A 17,260-nucleotide genomic window follows, 5' to 3' on the forward strand; every position below is an offset into this window, starting at 1 on the left:
AGTAACAACAATGTCGACTGACACGCCGCCTTCGCGGGCAAGCCTCGCTCCTACAGATTTAGTGTTAGCTCACGATCTCTAGCATCGGCTGTTGATTACTGCCAAAACTCAGATACTCAACCAGCTCCGTCAACGGCAACGGCTTGCTGATCAAATACCCTTGCACCTGATCGCAACCAAACCCGCGCAACAGATCCAGCTGCTCCGGCGTTTCCACGCCCTCGGCGACCACTTCAAGATTGAGGTTGTGCGCGAGGTTGATCATCGCGTGCACCAGTTTGCGATTCTCTTCACGCCCTTCCATCCCGCCGACAAAGCTCTTGTCGACCTTCAACAAGGCAATCGGCAGGCTGTTGAGGTGCACGAAAGACGAAAACCCGGTGCCAAAGTCGTCGAGCGAGAAGCGCACGCCCAGGCGCCCGAGGGCATCCATGGTCTGCTTCACCAGATCGCTGCGGCGCATGACCGCCGTTTCGGTCAGTTCGAATTCCAGCCACTGCGCTTCGACGCCACGTTCGGCAATCAGCCGGCTCAGGGTCGAAAGCAACTGACTGTCCTGAAACTGGCGGAACGACAGGTTGATCGCCATGTGCAGCGCCGGCAGACCGAGCTCGCGCAACGCCTGCATGTCGCGCAACGCGCGGGAAATCACCCAGTAACCGAGTGGCACGATCAAACCGCTTTGCTCGGCCAGTGGCACGAACTCGCTCGGCGGCAACAACCCACGCTCGGCATGGCGCCAGCGCACCAGGGCTTCGAGGCCGACGATCTGCCCGTCTTCAAGGTTCAGGCGTGGCTGGTAATGAAGTTCCAGCTCATCGCGACGCAACGCCCGGCGCAGCTCGCTTTCGAGGTCGGCCATGCTGCGGGCATTGCGGTTGATGCGTTCGTTGAAGATGTGAAAGGTGCAGCCTTGAGTACTCTTGGCCTGCTGCATGGCGATGTGCGCGTGCCACATCAACGGATCGGCGCCGGCCTGGGCGCGGGCGTGGGCGATGCCCAGGCTGGAACCGATCAACAGGCTTTCGCCGTCGACCCAATAGGGCTCGGCCAACGCTTCGGTGATGCGTTCGGCCATCCATTCGGCGCGTTGCGGCGCGCGGCGGGTGTCGATCAGCAGGGCGAATTCATCGCTGCCCAGCCGCGCCAGTTGATCGCCGGCCTCGAGCTGGCTTTTCAGGCGCGCGACCACTTGCAGGATCAAGCGGTCGCCGGCCTGATGGCCGAGGGCGTCGTTGGCGTGGCGGAAGTTGTCGAGGTCAAGGTGCCCGAGAGCCAGGCCACGGCCGTCGTTTTCCGCCAGTCGCGCGGCCAGCAAGGTCTGGAAACCCTGGCGGTTGGCGATGCCGGTCAGCGGGTCTTGCTCGGCCAGGCGTTGCAGGGTGTTTTCCAGCACGCCGCGCTCGCGCACATGGCGCAGGCAACGGCGCAACATGCCAGGGTCGAGATGATCGCGCACCAGCCAGTCGCTCACGCCATCGGGCGGCAACAGCGGCTCCTGTTCGAGCAGCAACACCGTTGGCAAACTGCAACGGCCGGGCGCCGGCTGAAGGGCCGGGATCGTCAACAACACCGCGCTGCGGTTGTCATCAAACAGAGCGCTGACCGACTCCCAGCTCGGAGCGCTGATGAGCACGGCCGAGCTCCCCATCGGAGCCAGACACTCGCGCAACAACGCTGCCCACGCTGGCTCTTCGGCCAATAGCAGCAAACGCAAGGGTTCGACAGGCGTAGACAAGCTAGCTCCCTAGACTCTGCAATGATGTAGGCGGCGGGCATTATGCCGTGCCGATAACCAATGACCAACGACATCAGTTATCAAACGAGGCCTTTGTATCCGGAATTACGAACATTAGTCGCAAATTCGTTGCGCATCCTGCGTGAAAGTAACAAAACCGGCAAATATAGATAGCGTGTTGCGTCACAAGTCGGAGAGAGCAGCACAATTCGCTGAGCCTGTTAAAATGCCGGCCCATTTCGTACTGACTCCTGAATTTACGTATGTCCCGACTCAATCCCCGGCAGCAAGAAGCCGTGAGCTACGTCGGCGGCCCTCTTTTGGTGCTCGCCGGTGCAGGCTCCGGCAAGACCAGCGTGATCCCGCGCAAAATCGCGCACCTGATCCAGAACTGCGGCATCCGCGCCCAGTACATCGTCGCCATGACCTTTACCAACAAGGCCGCGCGCGAGATGAAGGAACGGGTCGGCACCCTGCTCAAGGGCGGCGAAGGCCGTGGCCTGACGGTGTGCACCTTCCACAACCTGGGCCTCAACATCATCCGCAAGGAACACGTGCGGCTGGGCTACAAACCGGGTTTCTCGATCTTCGACGAGACCGACGTCAAAGCCCTGATGACCGACATCATGCAGAAGGAATACGCGGGCGACGACGGCGTCGACGAGATCAAGAACATGATCGGCTCGTGGAAAAACGACCTGATCCTGCCCGCCGAAGCCCTGGAAAACTCGCGCAACCCCAAGGAACAGACCGCCGCCATCGTCTACACCCACTACCAGCGCACGCTCAAGGCGTTCAACGCGGTGGACTTCGACGACCTGATCCTGCTGCCGGTGAAACTGTTCCAGGAACACGCCGACATCCTCGAAAAGTGGCAGAACAAAGTCCGCTACCTGCTGGTGGACGAATACCAGGACACCAACGCCAGCCAGTATTTGCTGGTGAAGTTGCTGATCGGCACGCGCAACCAGTTCACCGTGGTGGGCGATGACGACCAGTCGATCTACGCCTGGCGCGGCGCGCGCCCGGAAAACCTGATGCTGCTCAAGGACGACTACCCGTCCCTGAAAGTGGTGATGCTGGAGCAGAACTATCGCTCCACCAGCCGCATCCTGCGCTGCGCCAACGTGCTGATCTCGAACAACCCGCACGAATTCGAAAAGCAGCTGTGGAGCGAGATGGGTCACGGCGACGAGATCCGCGTGATCCGCTGCCGCAACGAAGACGCCGAAGCCGAGCGCGTGGCCGTGGAGTTGCTGACCCTGCACTTGCGCACCGACCGGCCCTACAGCGATTTCGCGATCCTGTATCGCGGTAACTATCAGGCCAAGCTGATCGAGCTGAAGCTGCAACACCACCAGATTCCGTATCGGTTGTCCGGCGGCAACAGCTTTTTCGGACGCCAGGAAGTGAAGGACCTGATGGCCTACTTCCGCCTGATCGTGAACCCGGACGACGACAACGCCTTCCTGCGGGTGATCAACGTCCCACGCCGGGAGATCGGTTCGACGACGCTTGAGAAGCTCGGCAACTACGCCACCGAACGCAAAATCTCGATGTACGCTGCCACCGACGAAATCGGCCTGGGCGAGCATCTGGATGCGCGTTTCACCGATCGCCTGTCGCGCTTCAAGCGTTTCATGGACAAGGTGCGCGAGCAGTGCGCCGGCGAAGACCCGATTTCGGCGCTGCGCAGCATGGTCATGGACATCGACTACGAGAACTGGCTGCGCACCAACAGCTCCAGCGACAAGGCCGCCGACTACCGCATGGGTAACGTCTGGTTCCTGATCGAGGCGTTGAAAAACACCCTGGAGAAAGACGAAGAAGGCGAGATGACCGTCGAGGACGCCATCGGCAAACTCGTCCTGCGCGACATGCTGGAACGCCAGCAGGAAGAGGAAGACGGCGCCGAAGGTGTGCAGATGATGACCTTGCACGCCTCCAAAGGGCTGGAATTCCCTTACGTGTTCATCATGGGCATGGAAGAGGAAATCCTCCCGCACCGCTCCAGCATCGAAGCCGACACCATCGAAGAAGAACGCCGCCTGGCCTACGTTGGCATTACCCGCGCACGTCAGACCCTGGCCTTCACCTTCGCGGCCAAGCGTAAGCAATACGGCGAGATCATCGACTGCGCGCCCAGCCGCTTCCTCGATGAACTGCCGCCGGACGACCTGGCCTGGGAAGGCACCGACGACACGCCGGTAGAAGTCAAAGCCGTTCGCGGCAATACCGCATTGGCCGATATACGGGCGATGTTAAAGCGCTAGAATTGAGCACTTTTTAACCGACACCTTTTGACAAACTAGGCGCACATGGCGCCAGTAGAGGAACGCTTCATGGAAGCACTGCACCAGAAAATTCGCGAACAAGGCATCGTGCTTTCCGATCAGGTCCTGAAGGTCGACGCCTTTTTGAACCACCAGATCGACCCGGCGCTGATGAAACTGATCGGCGACGAGTTCGCTGCGCTGTTCAAGGACTCGGGCATCACCAAGATCGTCACCATCGAAGCCTCGGGTATCGCTCCGGCGATCATGACCGGCCTGAACCTGGGTGTACCGGTGATTTTCGCGCGCAAGCATCAGTCCCTGACCCTGACCGAAAACCTGCTGTCGGCGACCGTTTACTCGTTCACCAAGCAGACCGAAAGCACCGTGGCGATCTCCCCGCGCCACCTGACCAGCAGCGACCGCGTGCTGATCATCGATGACTTTTTGGCCAACGGTAAGGCGTCCCAGGCGCTGATCTCGATCATCAAACAGGCCGGCGCGACCGTGGCCGGTCTGGGTATCGTGATCGAGAAGTCGTTCCAGGGCGGGCGTGCGGAACTGGATGCGCAGGGTTATCGCGTTGAATCGCTGGCTCGCGTTAAGTCGCTGGCTGGCGGTGTCGTGACCTTCATCGAATAACCAGCAGCACCGCATTTCCCCTGTGGGAGCCAGCCTGCTGGCGATGGCGTCGTGTCAGTCAAAATCTTCATGCCTGACAGACCGTCATCGCCAGCAGGCTGGCTCCCACAGTTGTTTTGGGTTGGCTGTTATTGCGCGGTGGCCTTGAGGCCGGTGAGCAGCAGCCGCTGAAACAGGTCCTCTTTCAGCCCTTCCGGGTTGGTCAGTTGCATGCGTTCCAGATGCTCGGGAAACGCTGCCGGTTCGGGCGCATCCAGCGCCGCCTTGCCCAACTCCAGAATCTCCGTCAGCTTGAACTTGCTCTTCAACCAGTTCAGCGCCCGCAACAAATCCCGCTCATGCGCGGTGAAATCACTCCCCAGCGGATACTCCGGAAACAACTGCGGATGCCGCGCCTGAATCGCCTGTAAACGTTCTGGTCGGTTGTCGGCAAAACGCGGATCGAGACGAAAACTCTTCGGCAGTTTCCCGGCACTCTGCGCCTGCTCGATCAAGCCGGGCTGGAACCGTGAATCGCTGACGTTCAGCAACGCCTCGATCACCGCCGCATCGGTCTTGCCGCGCAAATCCGCGATACCGTATTCAGTGACCACGATGTCCCGCAAATGCCGCGGGATCGTGCAATGGCCGTATTCCCAGACGATGTTGGAACTGACCTCCCCGCCCGACTCGCGCCAGCTTCGCAGCAGCAAAATCGAACGCGCGCCTTCCAGCGCATGGCCCTGGGCGACGAAGTTGTATTGCCCGCCGACGCCGCTCAGCACCCGACCATCTTCAAGCTGATCGGCCACGCCGGCGCCAAGCAACGTCATGGTGAACACGGTGTTGATGAAGCGCGCATCCAGGCGCTGCAAGCGTTTGAGTTCCTCCTGACCGTACAGCTCGTTGATGTAGCTGATACGGGTCATGTTGAATTCGAGTCGCTTGCTCTGGGGCAGCTCTCGAAGACGCTCGTAGAAACTGCGCGGCCCGAGGAAGAACCCGCCGTGCACCGAAATGCCGTCGGTTTGCGCCGCTTCATCCAGCGTGCCGGCATTCGCCTGTTGTTGGGTTGGCACATCGGGGTAGACCTTGCGCCGCACGATGCCGGCATCGACCAGCACCAGCAGGCCGTTGACGAACATTTCGCTGCAACCGTAAAGGCCTTTGGCGAACGGTTCCAAACCCCCTTCGCGGTCTATCAACTGCGCCCACTGGCTGAGATTTACGTCGGCCAACAACGCCTTGTATCCGTCGTTATCCGCCTGCCGCGCCAGCAACGCCGCCGTCAGCGCGTCGCCCATGGCGCCGATGCCGATTTGCAAGGTGCCGCCATCGCGGACCAGCGCGCTGGCGTGCAGGCCGATGAAATGGTCCTGAAAACCCACCGGCATGTTCGGCGTCGAGAACAGCGTGGTGTTGTCTTTCTCGTCGACCAGCAGGTCGAAAGTGTCGATGCCGATTTCCGCGTCACCGGGCATGTACGGCAAGTCGTTGTGTACCTGACCCACGAGCAGGACGGTCTCCCCCGCCGCCCTGCGCTTGGCGATCATCGGAAACAGGTCGAGGGTGATGTCCGGGTTGCAACTCAGGCTCAGGCGATCCGGGTGTTCGGAGTGACTGGCTACCAGTTGCGCGACCAGGTTCAAACCGGCCGCGTTGATGTCCCGCGCGGCGTGGCTGTAGTTGCTGCTCACGTAGTCCTGCTGGGCGGATTCGCTATGAAGCAGGCTGCCGGGCTGCATGAAAAACTGTTGAATATGGATGTTGGGCGGCAGGTTGTCCTTGCGCAGGCCCGCGAGGAAATCCAGCTCCGGATAATCGCCGAATACCCGTTCGATGAAGGGTTCGAGGAAGCGCTTCTGCAAGCCGTCGCCCAATGCAGGACGGCCCAGGCACAGCGCGGTGTAGATCGTCAGCTTGCGCTCGGGCAATTGCGCAACGCGTTGATACAGCGCGTTGACGAAGTGGTTGGGTTTGCCCAGACCGAGGGGCAGGCCCATGTGGATATGCGCCGGCAACCGCGCCAGCACCTCATCGACCGCTTGCTCGATAGAACACAGCTGCACCATCTGATCCTCCCTTACATTCCATGAATTGGGGTTGGACCGAGCTTGCCGGGTCTTTGCTGTAATGAACAGCCCCGGATGCCAACACAAAACCTTGTAGGAGCCGGCTTGCCGGCGATCCAGGCGCCGCGGTTAGCCAGACAAACCGTGTGATCGTTCATCGCCGGCAAGCCGGCTCCTACAGGTGAACAGGCACAAAAAAGCCGCCCGGAGGCGGCTTTTTCGCTAACGATGCGGGCGTGTTACAGGCCGGACATCTCTTTGATGGCGCCTTTCAGCTCGTCGTCGGAGCAGTCGGCGCAGGTGCCTTTAGGCGGCATCGCATTGATACCGGTAATGGCCTTGGCCAGGATGCCGTCGAGACCGCCCTGGTGATCGGCGCGTTCTTTCCAGGCAGCCTTGTCGCCGATTTTCGGCGCACCCAACAGGCCGGTGCCGTGGCAAGCGTTGCAATGTTTTGCAATAACGTCTTTAGGTGCCTTGGCACCGCCACCGCCGCCAGAAGCAGCAGCGACTTCCATCCCCTTGCACTCTTGACCCTGAACACAAACTTGGCCAACTGGATCAAGGCGTTTTGCAATATCGTCATTCGTCGCAGCTTGAGCGCTGACAGCCCAAAGGGCCAATACGGTTGCTGGTGCAGCCAGCATTTTCATAATTAGGTTCACGCGTTCACCCTCAATGGTGGCTAGTCACGCCTACGGCCACGGTTCGCAGGCGGGCGCAAGTATAGCGGTAAGCCCGCCGCACTGAAACAACCCCAAAGTCGAAGGGGTCTTGTTGCGCCGCGGAAAAACCCTTTGGGTGCCGCTGCCGTGCTGGCAGGACGCCTCTTCTCTTAGAAATTCGCTGGCGTGGCTGCGCTGATTAGTCGCGCCGGCGCGTCGAACGGATTACGGAAACGGTGCGGCTTGGTACTTTCAAAGTAGTAGCTATCACCGGCTTCGAGCACAAAAGTTTCCAGCCCGACCACCAGTTCCAGACGCCCTTCCACCAGAATCCCGGTTTCCTCGCCCTCATGGGTGAGCATCTCGTCACCGGTGTCGGCGCCTGGCGGGTAGATTTCATTGAGGAACGCAATGGCGCGGCTCGGGTGAGCCCGGCCGACCAGTTTCATGGTCACTGCGCCATCGGAAATATCGATCAGCTCGTTAGCCTTGTAGACGATCTGAGTCGGTTTTTCCTGCAGGATCTCTTCGGAAAAGAACTCGACCATCGACATGGGAATCCCGCCCAGAACCTTGCGCAGCGAACTGATCGAGGGGCTGACGCTGTTCTTCTCGATCATCGAAATGGTGCTGTTGGTGACGCCCGCGCGTTTGGCGAGTTCACGCTGCGAAAGACCTTTGAGCTTACGGATGGATTGCAGTCGTTCACCGACGTCCAAGCTTGCGCCTCCAGGATTCAGGTTGTAGGAATATGAGCGTTATCATGGCGACAGCGTTCAGTATTTACAACACTTTGGCCTGAATCCTGTTCGGCGAAGCGACTTCCGGTCCGTGCGGTTCGGGTCAAGCCCCGGAATAGAGCAGCGGAACCCGGCGCAGGTTGCAGAAGATCTGATAGGGAATAGTGTCCGCGGCTTCCGCCACGGTGCTGGCCAGCACGTTTTTGCCCCACAACTCGACGGTCGAACCCAGCCCGGCTTGCGGTACATCGGTCAGATCGATGCACAGCATGTCCATCGACACCCGGCCGATCAACTGGCTGAGCTGCCCGGCGACCATCACCGGCGTACCGGTCGGTGCGTGACGCGGATAGCCATCGGCATAACCCATCGCCACCACGCCAACGCGCATCGGCTTCTGGGTGATGAATTTGGCGCCGTAACCGATCGGCTCACCGGCCGGCAGCTCACGCACGCAAATCACTTTCGATTCCAGGGTCATCACCGGTTGCAGGCGTGAGGCCACGGCGTTGGCTTCTTCGAAAGGCGTGGCGCCGTAGAGCATGATGCCCGGACGCACCCAGTCGCTCGGAATCTGCGGCCAACCAAGCACTGCCGGCGAGTTGCGCAGGCTGACCTCGGCCGCTAAGCCCTGGCGGGCCGCTTCAAACACCGCCACCTGCTCGGCACTGGCTTGACTGTGCAGCTCATCGGCGCGGGCGAAGTGGCTCATCAGCACCACTTTCGCGACCTTGCCGCTGGCCAGCAGCCGTTGATAGGCCGATTGGTAATCCTTTGGATGCAGACCGACCCGGTGCATGCCCGAATCAAGCTTGAGCCAGACAGTGATCGGCTTGCTCAGCGCGGCTTTTTCGATGGCTTCAAGCTGCCACAGCGAATGCACCACGCACCAGAAATCATGCTCGACGATCAGCGCCAGCTCGTCGGCTTCGAAAAAACCTTCCAGCAACAACACCGGCGCGCGAATGCCGGCAGCGCGCAGCTCCAGTGCTTCTTCGATGCACGCCACGGCAAACCCGTCCGCCTCGGCTTCCAGCGCCTGGGCGCAACGCACCGCGCCATGGCCGTAGGCATCCGCCTTGATCACCGCGAGGGCCTTGGCCCCAGTGAGTTCACGGGCGATCCGATAGTTGTGACGCAGGGCTTGAAGGTCGATCAGGGCACGGGCTGGACGCATGGCGGCAGGGCTTCTAGGCGGTCATGGGAATAAAAACCGGCGCTGGCTGACAGCGTGAACCGCCAACAGCACCGGGAGAGGGATCTTTCTGACAGGCTTACGGCAGAGCGGCTACAACCGACAGCTCGATCAGGATTTCCGGTTCGCACAGCTTCGACTCAACCGTTGCACGGGCCGGTGCGACGCCTTTTGGCAGCCACTTGTCCCACACCGCGTTCATGCCTTCGAAGTGCGCGTCGATGTCTTTCAGGTAAATCGTCACCGACAGCAAATGGTGCTTGTCGGTACCCGCCATATCCAGCAAACGCTCGATATTGGCGAGGGTTTCGCGAGTCTGCTGTTCAATCCCGGCGTTCATGTCGTCGCCGACCTGCCCTGCCAAATACACCGTACCGTTGTGAGCGACGATCTGACTCATGCGCTCATTGGTGAGCTGGCGCTGGATTGCCATGTTTTGCGGGCTCCTGGACTTTGCTGCCATAACGGGAAATATCGAGGCCTTCTGCACTGATCTGCGGCGTTTTCTTCGCCATCAGGTCGGCCAGCAAGCGACCGGAGCCGCACGCCATGGTCCAGCCGAGGGTGCCGTGACCGGTGTTCAGGAACAGGTTGCTGAACGGCGTTGCACCCACAATCGGCGTGCCGTCCGGCGTGGTCGGACGCAGACCGGTCCAGAAACTTGCCTGGGCCAGATCGCCGCCCTGAGGATAAAGGTCGTTGACGATCATCTCCAGGGTTTCGCGCCGACGCGGGTTCAGCGACAGGTCAAAACCGGCGATTTCAGCCATGCCACCGACGCGGATGCGGTTGTCGAAACGGGTGATCGCGACCTTGTAGGTCTCGTCGAGAATGGTCGACGTCGGGGCCATCGCCGGGTTGGTGATCGGCACGGTCAGGGAGTAACCCTTGAGCGGGTAAACCGGTGCCTTGATGCTCAGCGGCTTGAGCAACTGCGGCGAGTAGCTGCCGAGTGCCAATACGTAGCGGTCAGCGGTTTCCAGCTTGCCGTCGATCCACACACCGTTGATGCGATCACCGGCGTAGTCGAGCTTCTGAATGTCTTGGCCGAAGCGGAATTCCACACCCAGTTTCACAGCCATTTCGGCCAGGCGGCTGGTGAACATCTGGCAATCGCCGGTCTGGTCGTTCGGCAGGCGCAGGGCACCGGCAAGGATATCGGTCACGCTGGCCAGCGCCGGTTCAACGCGAGCAATGCCGGCACGGTCGAGCAGTTCGAACGGCACGCCGGACTCTTTCAGTACGGCGATGTCTTTCGCGGCGCCGTCGAGTTGAGCCTGGGTGCGGAACAATTGAGTAGTACCGAGGCTGCGGCCTTCGTAGGCAATGCCGGTTTCGGCGCGCAGTTCGTCGAGGCAGTCACGGCTGTACTCGGACAGACGGACCATGCGCTCCTTGTTCACCGCATAACGGCTGGCGGTACAGTTGCGCAGCATCTGCGCCATCCACAGGTATTGGTCGATGTCGGCAGTGGCCTTGATCGCCAGCGGTGCGTGGCGCTGCAACAGCCACTTGATGGCCTTGAGCGGCACACCCGGCGCGGCCCACGGCGAGGCATAACCCGGCGAAACCTGCCCGGCGTTGGCGAAACTGGTCTCCATGGCCGCAGCCGGCTGACGGTCCACCACCACCACTTCGAACCCGGCACGCGCCAGATAATAAGCACTGGTGGTACCGATGACGCCGCTACCCAAGACCATAACGCGCATTTTCATATCCCTCATCGCGGCGTGCCGCTGACGTTTGTAGTACAGACCGTAGATGTGGGCAGTTTAAAAAAGATTAGCCAGTGCATTTCACTATATAAGCACCTATATTTGGCGACAATTCTCGGCAAAAACGCTTTTCACGGAGGCGCATCCCCTATGCGTACCAACACTCAGACCAAACGTGAGCTGGACAAGATCGACCGCAACATCCTGCGGATCCTGCAAGCGGACGGGCGTATCTCCTTCACGGAGCTTGGGGAAAAGGTCGGGCTCTCGACCACGCCCTGCACCGAGCGGGTCCGGCGCCTTGAGCGCGAAGGGATCATCATGGGCTACAACGCCCGGCTGAACCCGCAACACCTCAAGGGTAGTCTGCTGGTGTTCGTCGAGATCAGCCTCGACTACAAATCCGGCGATACTTTCGAAGAGTTCCGACGCGCGGTGCTGAAACTGCCCCATGTGCTGGAATGCCATTTGGTGTCAGGGGATTTCGACTACCTGGTGAAGGCGCGGATCTCGGAGATGGCGTCTTATCGAAAGCTGCTGGGCGACATCCTGCTCAAGCTGCCGCATGTGCGCGAATCGAAGAGTTATATCGTGATGGAAGAGGTGAAGGAGAGTCTGAGTCTGCCGATTCCGGATTGAGACTTTGTGGTGCCTGTTCAGCCCCCATCGCTAGCAGGCTAGCTCCCACAGTTGATCTTCAGCGGACACACATTCCGTGCATGACACAGATCCAGTGTGGGAGCTAGCCTGCTGGCGATTACAGGCGACTCGGTCTTCCCTCAGACGAGCACCTGCCGGGTAGAAGCCATGTACTCATGAATCTGCTTCTCCACCCGCGGATGAATCAGCTCCACCGGCCCCCGCCCATTCGGGCACGGCAAGGTCTTGGTGGTGCCGAACAACCGGCAAATCAGCGGCCGCTCGTCATACACCGTGCAGCCGTTGGGTCCCAAGTGCACGCAGTTGAGCTCATCCATCGCCGCATCCTGCTCGGCGCGGGTCTTGCGCGGCAGGCGGGACATTTCTTCCGGCGAGGTGGTCACCGGTCCGCAGCAGTCATGGCAGCCGGGCACGCACTCGAACGAGGGGATCTGCTGTCGTAACGTGCGGATTTTCTGACTGTTGCAGCTCATCGAAACGGTGACCCAAAGCGGACTGAAGCGCGATTCTGACGCAAACGCGCCGATCCAGACAGCCACAACCGACCAGTGTTGCCCGCGCCGGAAGGTCCGGCTTATGCTCCGTCAAATTTACTAAACACAAAAATCAGGATGATGCGCATGAATGCCCGTGCTCAGCACACCGCCTCTTATTACGCCGCCAGCAGCCTGCCGCAACCCGATCACCCGGTGTTGAAAGGCGAACTGGTAGCCGATGTGTGCGTGGTCGGCGGCGGGTTTTCCAGGCTGAACACCGCGCTTGAACTGGCGGAGCGCGGCCTCAGCGTGGTGCTGCTCGAAGCGCACAAGATTGGCTGGGGCGCCAGCGGCCGTAATGGTGGGCAACTGATTCGTGGCGTCGGTCATGGGCTCGATCAGTTCGCCAACGTGATCGGCACGGACGGCGTGCGTCAGATGAAACTCATGGGCCTGGAAGCCGTGGAAATCGTCCGACAACGCGTCGAGCGTTTTCAGATCCCTTGCGACCTGACCTGGGGTTACTGCGATCTCGCCAACAAACCCCGCGACCTGGAAGGTTTCGCCGAAGACGCCGAGGAACTGCGCGACCTCGGCTACCGCTATGAAACCCGATTGCTGCAAGCGCATGAGATGCACAGCGTGGTGGGTTCCAATCGCTACGTCGGCGGCCTGATCGACATGGGTTCGGGCCATTTGCACCCACTGAATCTGGCATTGGGCGAAGCCGCCGCTGCGCAGCAACTGGGCGCCAGACTGTTTGAGCAATCGGCAGTGACCCGCATTGATTACGGCCCGGAGGTGAAGGTCCATACGGCTCAAGGTTCGGTTCGTGCAAAAACCCTGGTGCTGGGCTGCAACGCCTACCTCAACCAACTCAACCCCGAACTCAGCGGCAAGGTGTTGCCCGCCGGCAGCTACATCATCGCCACCGAACCCTTGAGCGAAGAACAGGCACATGAACTGCTGCCGCAGAACATGGCGGTATGTGATCAGCGGGTGGCGCTGGATTACTACCGGCTCTCGGCGGATCGTCGCTTGCTGTTCGGTGGCGCCTGCCATTATTCAGGTCGCGACCCGAAGGACATCGCCGCGTACATGCGGCCGAAGATGCTTGAGGTGTTCCCGCAACTGGCTGGTGCGAGGATTGATTATCAGTGGGGCGGGATGATCGGCATCGGCGCAAACCGATTGCCGCAGATTGGCCGGCTCAAGGACCAGCCGAATGTGTATTACGCCCAGGCTTATTCAGGTCACGGCGTGAATGCCACGCATCTGGCGGGCAAGTTGTTGGCCGAGGCGATCAGTGGGCAGCAGGGTGGCGGGTTCGATCTGTTTGCCAAGGTGCCGCACATTACTTTCCCCGGCGGGAAGCATTTGCGCTCGCCGCTGTTGGCGTTGGGGATGTTGTGGCATCGGCTTAAAGAGTTGGTCTGAGGGATTTGTGGCGTCAGTGATGACGCCTTCGCGGGCAAGCCTCGCTCCTACAAGGGGTTCAACTGTAGGAGCGAGGCTTGCCCGCGAATGGATCTAATGAACACCACAAACCTCAGATCCGCCAGAAAGGCTTAAGCCCCTCATCCCGCGCCTGCTCCCGGCTCAACCCGACATCCCGCAATTGCTCCGGCGTCAGTTCCAGCAACGCCTTGCGCGTGTGCAGACGATGCCAGAACAGACCCCAGCGACTCAGGCCCGACGGTGCGTTGCGCATCAACGCCTCGCGCGTACCGTTGATTTGCCCTGCCGCCAGTTCCTGACTGCGTAACGTCAGCCGCACATCGCTCAAGCCGTTCATTTTGATTGCTCCTGTTTACTTGGGTAGCCAGAGCTTTCATGATGCGCGGACGGCGAAAAGCATTACAGATTCAACCAGCCTGTATTAATTCCATACAGATTTGGCGTTTTAGCCTCTGAATTACAATTTTTTGCCTGATCTGTACTGGTCAACCGAATCACTCACACCGAGACTGCGCCATGACCCTTTACGTCAACCTCGCCGAATTGCTCGGCACGCGGATCGAACAGGGCTTCTATCGCCCCGGCGACCGGCTGCCGTCGGTGCGGGCATTGAGCGTCGAACACGGGGTCAGCCTGAGCACGGTGCAGCAGGCCTATCGAGTGCTGGAAGACAGCGGCCTGGCGATGCCGAAACCCAAGTCCGGCTACTTCGTCCCGGCCAGCCGCGACCTGCCGGAACTGCCGGCGATTGGCCGTCCGGCGCAACGTCCTGTGGATATCTCGCAGTGGGACCAGGTGCTGGAACTGATCCGTGCGGTGCCACGCAAAGACGTGGTGCAACTGGGTCGCGGCATGCCGGACATCACCACGCCAACCATGAAACCGTTGCTGCGCAACCTCGCGCGCATCAGTCGGCGACAGGACATGCCCGGCCTGTATTACGACAACATCCACGGCACCCTCGAACTGCGTGAGCAAATCGCCCGCCTGATGCTCGACTCCGGCTGCCAACTGACGGCCAACGACCTGGTGATCACCACCGGCTGCCACGAAGCGCTGTCCACCAGCATTCGCTCCATCTGTGAGCCGGGCGACATCGTCGCGGTGGATTCGCCAAGCTTTCATGGCGCCATGCAGACGCTCAAGGGCTTGAACATGAAAGCCCTGGAAATCCCCACCGACCCGCTGACCGGGATCAGCCTCGATGCACTGGAACTGGCTCTGGAGCAATGGCCGATCAAGGCCATACAGTTGACCCCCAACTGCAACAACCCGTTGGGCTACATCATGCCGGAATCGCGCAAACGCGCGTTGTTGACGCTTGCACAGCGTTTCGACGTGGCGATTATCGAAGACGATGTGTATGGCGAACTGGCCTACAACTACCCGCGACCGCGCACGATCAAATCCTTCGACGAAGACGGCCGCGTCCTGCTCTGCAGTTCCTTCTCCAAAACGCTGGCGCCCGGCCTGCGCATCGGCTGGGTTGCACCGGGCCGCTATCTGGAGCGGGTGCTGCACATGAAATACATCAGCACTGGCAGCACAGCGCCGCAGCCGCAGATTGCCATCGCCGAATTCCTCAAGGCCGGTCACTTCGAGCCTCATTTGCGGCGGGTGCGCGCACAATACCAGCGCAATCGCGACATCATGATCGACTGGGTCAGCCGCTATTTTCCCGCCGGCACCCGCGCCAGTCGGCCGCAAGGCAGTTTCATGCTCTGGGTCGAACTGCCCGATGGCTTCGACACCCTGAAACTGAACCGTGCCCTGCATGACCAAGGCGTACAGATTGCCGTCGGCAGCATCTTTTCGCCCTCGGGCAAATACCGCAATTGCCTGCGGATGAACTACGCTGCCAAGCCAACACCACAGATCGAAGACGCGGTGCGCAAGGTCGGCGCGGCGGCAATCAAACTGCTGGCGGAAAATGAGAACTTCACTGACTGACCTTTAGCCGAGATCCAGCGTCCATATGTCGACACCTGCCGCCAATCGGACCGATCCCACGTGAGAGTCAGACAGCCCCTACTCGCTCTTCTGCTACTCGCCTCGCTCCTGGGCGGTTGCGCCAGTCTCGATGTTCAACGCGAACCGAGCCAGGCGCTGCCCGCCAGCGACTCGGCATTCGGTCGATCAATCCAGGCCCAGGCCGCGCCCCATGAGGGCAAGTCGGGCTTTCGTCTGCTGTCCAATAGCGGCGAAGCGTTCATGGCCCGTGCCGAGCTGATCCGCAACGCCCAAAGCAGCCTCGACTTGCAGTACTACATCGTCCATGACGGCATCAGCACACGGATGCTGGTGGACGAACTGCTCAAGGCTGCCGACCGTGGCGTACGCGTGAGAATCCTGCTCGACGACACCACCAGCGATGGCCTCGACTGGATCATCGCCACGCTGGCGGCGCACCCGCAGATCCAGATCCGCCTGTTCAACCCGCTGCACCTGGGCCGCAGCACCGGCGTGACGCGGACCATGGGGCGGCTGTTCAATCTGTCGCTGCAACACCGGCGCATGCACAACAAGCTGTGGCTGGCGGACAACAGCGCCGCCATCGTTGGCGGCCGTAACCTGGGGGACGAGTATTTCGATGCCGAGCCCAACCTGAATTTCACCGACATCGACATGCTCGGCGTCGGCCCGGTCGCCGAGCAGTTGGGCCACAGCTTCGACCAGTATTGGAACAGTGCGCTGAGCAAGCCGATCGATGAATTCCTGTCGAGCCGACCGACGCAAAAGGACCTGCAAAACACCCGCACGCGCCTGGAAGAATCGCTGGAAGAGACGCGCAAACAGAATCACGCGTTGTATCAGCGGCTGATGACTTACACCACAAACCCGCGCATGGACACTTGGCGCCGGGAGCTGATCTGGGCCTGGAACCAGGCGTTGTGGGACGCACCAAGCAAGGTTTTGTCAGACGGCGAGCCCGATCCTCAATTGCTGCTGACCACGCAGTTGGCGCCTGAGCTGAACGGGGTCAGTAAAGAGCTGATCATGATCTCGGCTTACTTCGTACCGGGTCAGCCAGGGCTGGTTTACCTGACCGGTCGCGCCGATGCCGGGGTCTCTGTCAGCCTGCTGACCAACTCGCTGGAAGCCACCGACGTACCGGCGGTGCATGGCGGTTACGCGCCCTATCGCCGGGCGCTGCTGGAACATGGTGTGAAGTTGTACGAATTGCGTCGCCAGCCCGGCGAAGGCGGCGGCAGCGGACCGCATATTTTCTACAGCAAGTCGCACCAGGATTCCGATTCCAGCCTGCACAGCAAGGCGATGATCTTCGACCAGCAGAAATCCTTCATCGGCTCGTTCAACTTCGACCCGCGCTCGCTGCTGTGGAACACCGAGGTCGGGGTGCTGGTAGACAGCCCTGAACTCGCTGTCTATGTGCGCAAGGCGGCGCTGGAAGGTATGGCGCCGCCTCTGAGTTATGAGGTGAAACTGGAAAACAATCGGATTGTCTGGGTGACCGAAGACGACGGAAAAATGCACACATTGACCGATGAACCGGGAAGCTGGTGGCGCCATTTCAATGGGTGGATGAGCACCGCCGTGGGACTGGAGAAGATGCTCTAACCCACAATAAACACCCCTGTAGGAGCGAGCCTGCTCGCGATGGTGTGTCAGTCAAACCTATGTGGCCG

Annotated in this window: 15 protein-coding genes; 6 read left to right on the forward strand and 9 right to left on the reverse strand. The window is 60.4% G+C overall.

Features of this window, described 5'->3' with window-relative positions:
• Window positions 1-64: 64 nt before the first annotated feature.
• On the reverse strand, window positions 65-1,738 hold the full coding sequence (locus tag KGB27_RS27230) for a putative bifunctional diguanylate cyclase/phosphodiesterase (protein WP_223557029.1): 1,674 nt from the start codon (window positions 1,736-1,738) through the stop codon (window positions 65-67).
• Between the two features lie 263 nt (window positions 1,739-2,001).
• Between KGB27_RS27230 and rep the strand changes: the two genes are divergently transcribed.
• Both rep and KGB27_RS27240 read left to right on the forward strand, forming a co-directional pair.
• A complete protein-coding gene (gene rep / locus KGB27_RS27235) occupies window positions 2,002-4,011 on the forward strand; it encodes a DNA helicase Rep (protein ID WP_223557031.1) in 2,010 nt (669 codons plus the stop codon).
• 69 nt (window positions 4,012-4,080) lie between these two features.
• Window positions 4,081-4,653: a xanthine phosphoribosyltransferase gene (locus tag KGB27_RS27240; RefSeq protein WP_008030547.1), complete on the forward strand. Its 573-nt coding sequence runs from the start codon at window positions 4,081-4,083 to the stop codon at window positions 4,651-4,653.
• A 128-nt stretch (window positions 4,654-4,781) separates the two neighbouring features.
• Here the strand turns inward: KGB27_RS27240 and KGB27_RS27245 are convergent, their stop codons facing one another.
• From KGB27_RS27245 to dadA, 6 genes are all read right to left on the reverse strand, one after another.
• A complete protein-coding gene (locus KGB27_RS27245; protein ID WP_223557033.1) occupies window positions 4,782-6,704 on the reverse strand; it encodes an acetyl-CoA hydrolase/transferase C-terminal domain-containing protein in 1,923 nt (640 codons plus the stop codon).
• A 239-nt stretch (window positions 6,705-6,943) separates the two neighbouring features.
• Complete coding sequence (locus KGB27_RS27250) at window positions 6,944-7,357, reverse strand: c-type cytochrome (RefSeq protein WP_032828815.1); 414 nt, start codon at window positions 7,355-7,357, stop codon at window positions 6,944-6,946.
• Between the two features lie 182 nt (window positions 7,358-7,539).
• The gene (locus KGB27_RS27255; RefSeq protein ID WP_007947433.1) at window positions 7,540-8,088 is read right to left on the reverse strand and encodes a cupin domain-containing protein; all 549 of its coding nucleotides are present in this window, start codon (window positions 8,086-8,088) and stop codon (window positions 7,540-7,542) included.
• 124 nt (window positions 8,089-8,212) lie between these two features.
• Complete coding sequence (alr, locus tag KGB27_RS27260) at window positions 8,213-9,286, reverse strand: alanine racemase (protein ID WP_223437815.1); 1,074 nt, start codon at window positions 9,284-9,286, stop codon at window positions 8,213-8,215.
• A 97-nt stretch (window positions 9,287-9,383) separates the two neighbouring features.
• Window positions 9,384-9,737 (reverse strand): RidA family protein, encoded by a 354-nt coding sequence (locus KGB27_RS27265; RefSeq protein WP_008030554.1) that lies wholly within the window; start codon window positions 9,735-9,737, stop codon window positions 9,384-9,386.
• Entirely contained in the window at window positions 9,709-11,013 is a 1,305-nt protein-coding gene (dadA, locus tag KGB27_RS27270; protein ID WP_223557035.1) for a D-amino acid dehydrogenase, read from the reverse strand. Before dadA ends, KGB27_RS27265 begins: the two co-directional genes overlap by 29 nt.
• A gap of 156 nt (window positions 11,014-11,169) precedes the next feature.
• Between dadA and KGB27_RS27275 the strand changes: the two genes are divergently transcribed.
• On the forward strand, window positions 11,170-11,658 hold the full coding sequence (locus KGB27_RS27275; protein ID WP_003177284.1) for an Lrp/AsnC ligand binding domain-containing protein: 489 nt from the start codon (window positions 11,170-11,172) through the stop codon (window positions 11,656-11,658).
• A gap of 140 nt (window positions 11,659-11,798) precedes the next feature.
• Here the strand turns inward: KGB27_RS27275 and KGB27_RS27280 are convergent, their stop codons facing one another.
• Complete coding sequence (locus KGB27_RS27280; RefSeq protein WP_007947437.1) at window positions 11,799-12,152, reverse strand: YkgJ family cysteine cluster protein; 354 nt, start codon at window positions 12,150-12,152, stop codon at window positions 11,799-11,801.
• Window positions 12,153-12,299: 147 nt separating this feature from the next.
• Here KGB27_RS27280 and KGB27_RS27285 point away from each other — a divergent pair, with 147 nt between their 5' ends.
• Window positions 12,300-13,592, forward strand: coding sequence for an NAD(P)/FAD-dependent oxidoreductase (locus KGB27_RS27285; protein ID WP_223557038.1), 1,293 nt, complete (start codon window positions 12,300-12,302; stop codon window positions 13,590-13,592).
• Between the two features lie 112 nt (window positions 13,593-13,704).
• On the opposite strand, the gene KGB27_RS27290 is transcribed toward KGB27_RS27285, so the two are convergent.
• Window positions 13,705-13,950, reverse strand: a complete 246-nt coding sequence (locus KGB27_RS27290) for a DUF1127 domain-containing protein (RefSeq protein ID WP_008037999.1) — start codon at window positions 13,948-13,950, stop codon at window positions 13,705-13,707.
• Window positions 13,951-14,129: 179 nt separating this feature from the next.
• Here KGB27_RS27290 and KGB27_RS27295 point away from each other — a divergent pair, with 179 nt between their 5' ends.
• Together KGB27_RS27295 and KGB27_RS27300 are read left to right on the forward strand one after the other, a co-directional pair.
• Window positions 14,130-15,563 (forward strand): PLP-dependent aminotransferase family protein, encoded by a 1,434-nt coding sequence (locus tag KGB27_RS27295; protein WP_223557040.1) that lies wholly within the window; start codon window positions 14,130-14,132, stop codon window positions 15,561-15,563.
• Window positions 15,564-15,623: 60 nt separating this feature from the next.
• Window positions 15,624-17,192 carry a phospholipase D family protein gene (locus KGB27_RS27300; RefSeq protein ID WP_223557043.1) on the forward strand — a complete coding sequence of 523 codons (1,569 nt, stop codon included), beginning with the start codon at window positions 15,624-15,626 and terminating at the stop codon, window positions 17,190-17,192.
• Window positions 17,193-17,260 lie beyond the last annotated feature (68 nt).

Source organism: Pseudomonas sp. BF-R-01 (assembly GCF_019946615.1).
GTDB classification, from domain to species: domain Bacteria; phylum Pseudomonadota; class Gammaproteobacteria; order Pseudomonadales; family Pseudomonadaceae; genus Aquipseudomonas; species Aquipseudomonas migulae.

Coding starts and splice junctions, on each gene's coding strand:
- rep (WP_223557031.1), top strand. CDS start 2,002: ATGTCCCGACTCAATCCCCGGCAGCAAGAAGCCGTGAGCTACGTCGGC.
- KGB27_RS27240 (WP_008030547.1), top strand. CDS start 4,081: ATGGAAGCACTGCACCAGAAAATTCGCGAACAAGGCATCGTGCTTTCC.
- KGB27_RS27245 (WP_223557033.1), bottom strand. CDS start 6,704: ATGGTGCAGCTGTGTTCTATCGAGCAAGCGGTCGATGAGGTGCTGGCG.
- KGB27_RS27250 (WP_032828815.1), bottom strand. CDS start 7,357: ATGAAAATGCTGGCTGCACCAGCAACCGTATTGGCCCTTTGGGCTGTC.
- alr (WP_223437815.1), bottom strand. CDS start 9,286: ATGCGTCCAGCCCGTGCCCTGATCGACCTTCAAGCCCTGCGTCACAAC.
- KGB27_RS27265 (WP_008030554.1), bottom strand. CDS start 9,737: ATGGCAATCCAGCGCCAGCTCACCAATGAGCGCATGAGTCAGATCGTC.
- dadA (WP_223557035.1), bottom strand. CDS start 11,013: ATGCGCGTTATGGTCTTGGGTAGCGGCGTCATCGGTACCACCAGTGCT.
- KGB27_RS27275 (WP_003177284.1), top strand. CDS start 11,170: ATGCGTACCAACACTCAGACCAAACGTGAGCTGGACAAGATCGACCGC.
- KGB27_RS27280 (WP_007947437.1), bottom strand. CDS start 12,152: ATGAGCTGCAACAGTCAGAAAATCCGCACGTTACGACAGCAGATCCCC.
- KGB27_RS27285 (WP_223557038.1), top strand. CDS start 12,300: ATGAATGCCCGTGCTCAGCACACCGCCTCTTATTACGCCGCCAGCAGC.
- KGB27_RS27290 (WP_008037999.1), bottom strand. CDS start 13,950: ATGAACGGCTTGAGCGATGTGCGGCTGACGTTACGCAGTCAGGAACTG.
- KGB27_RS27295 (WP_223557040.1), top strand. CDS start 14,130: ATGACCCTTTACGTCAACCTCGCCGAATTGCTCGGCACGCGGATCGAA.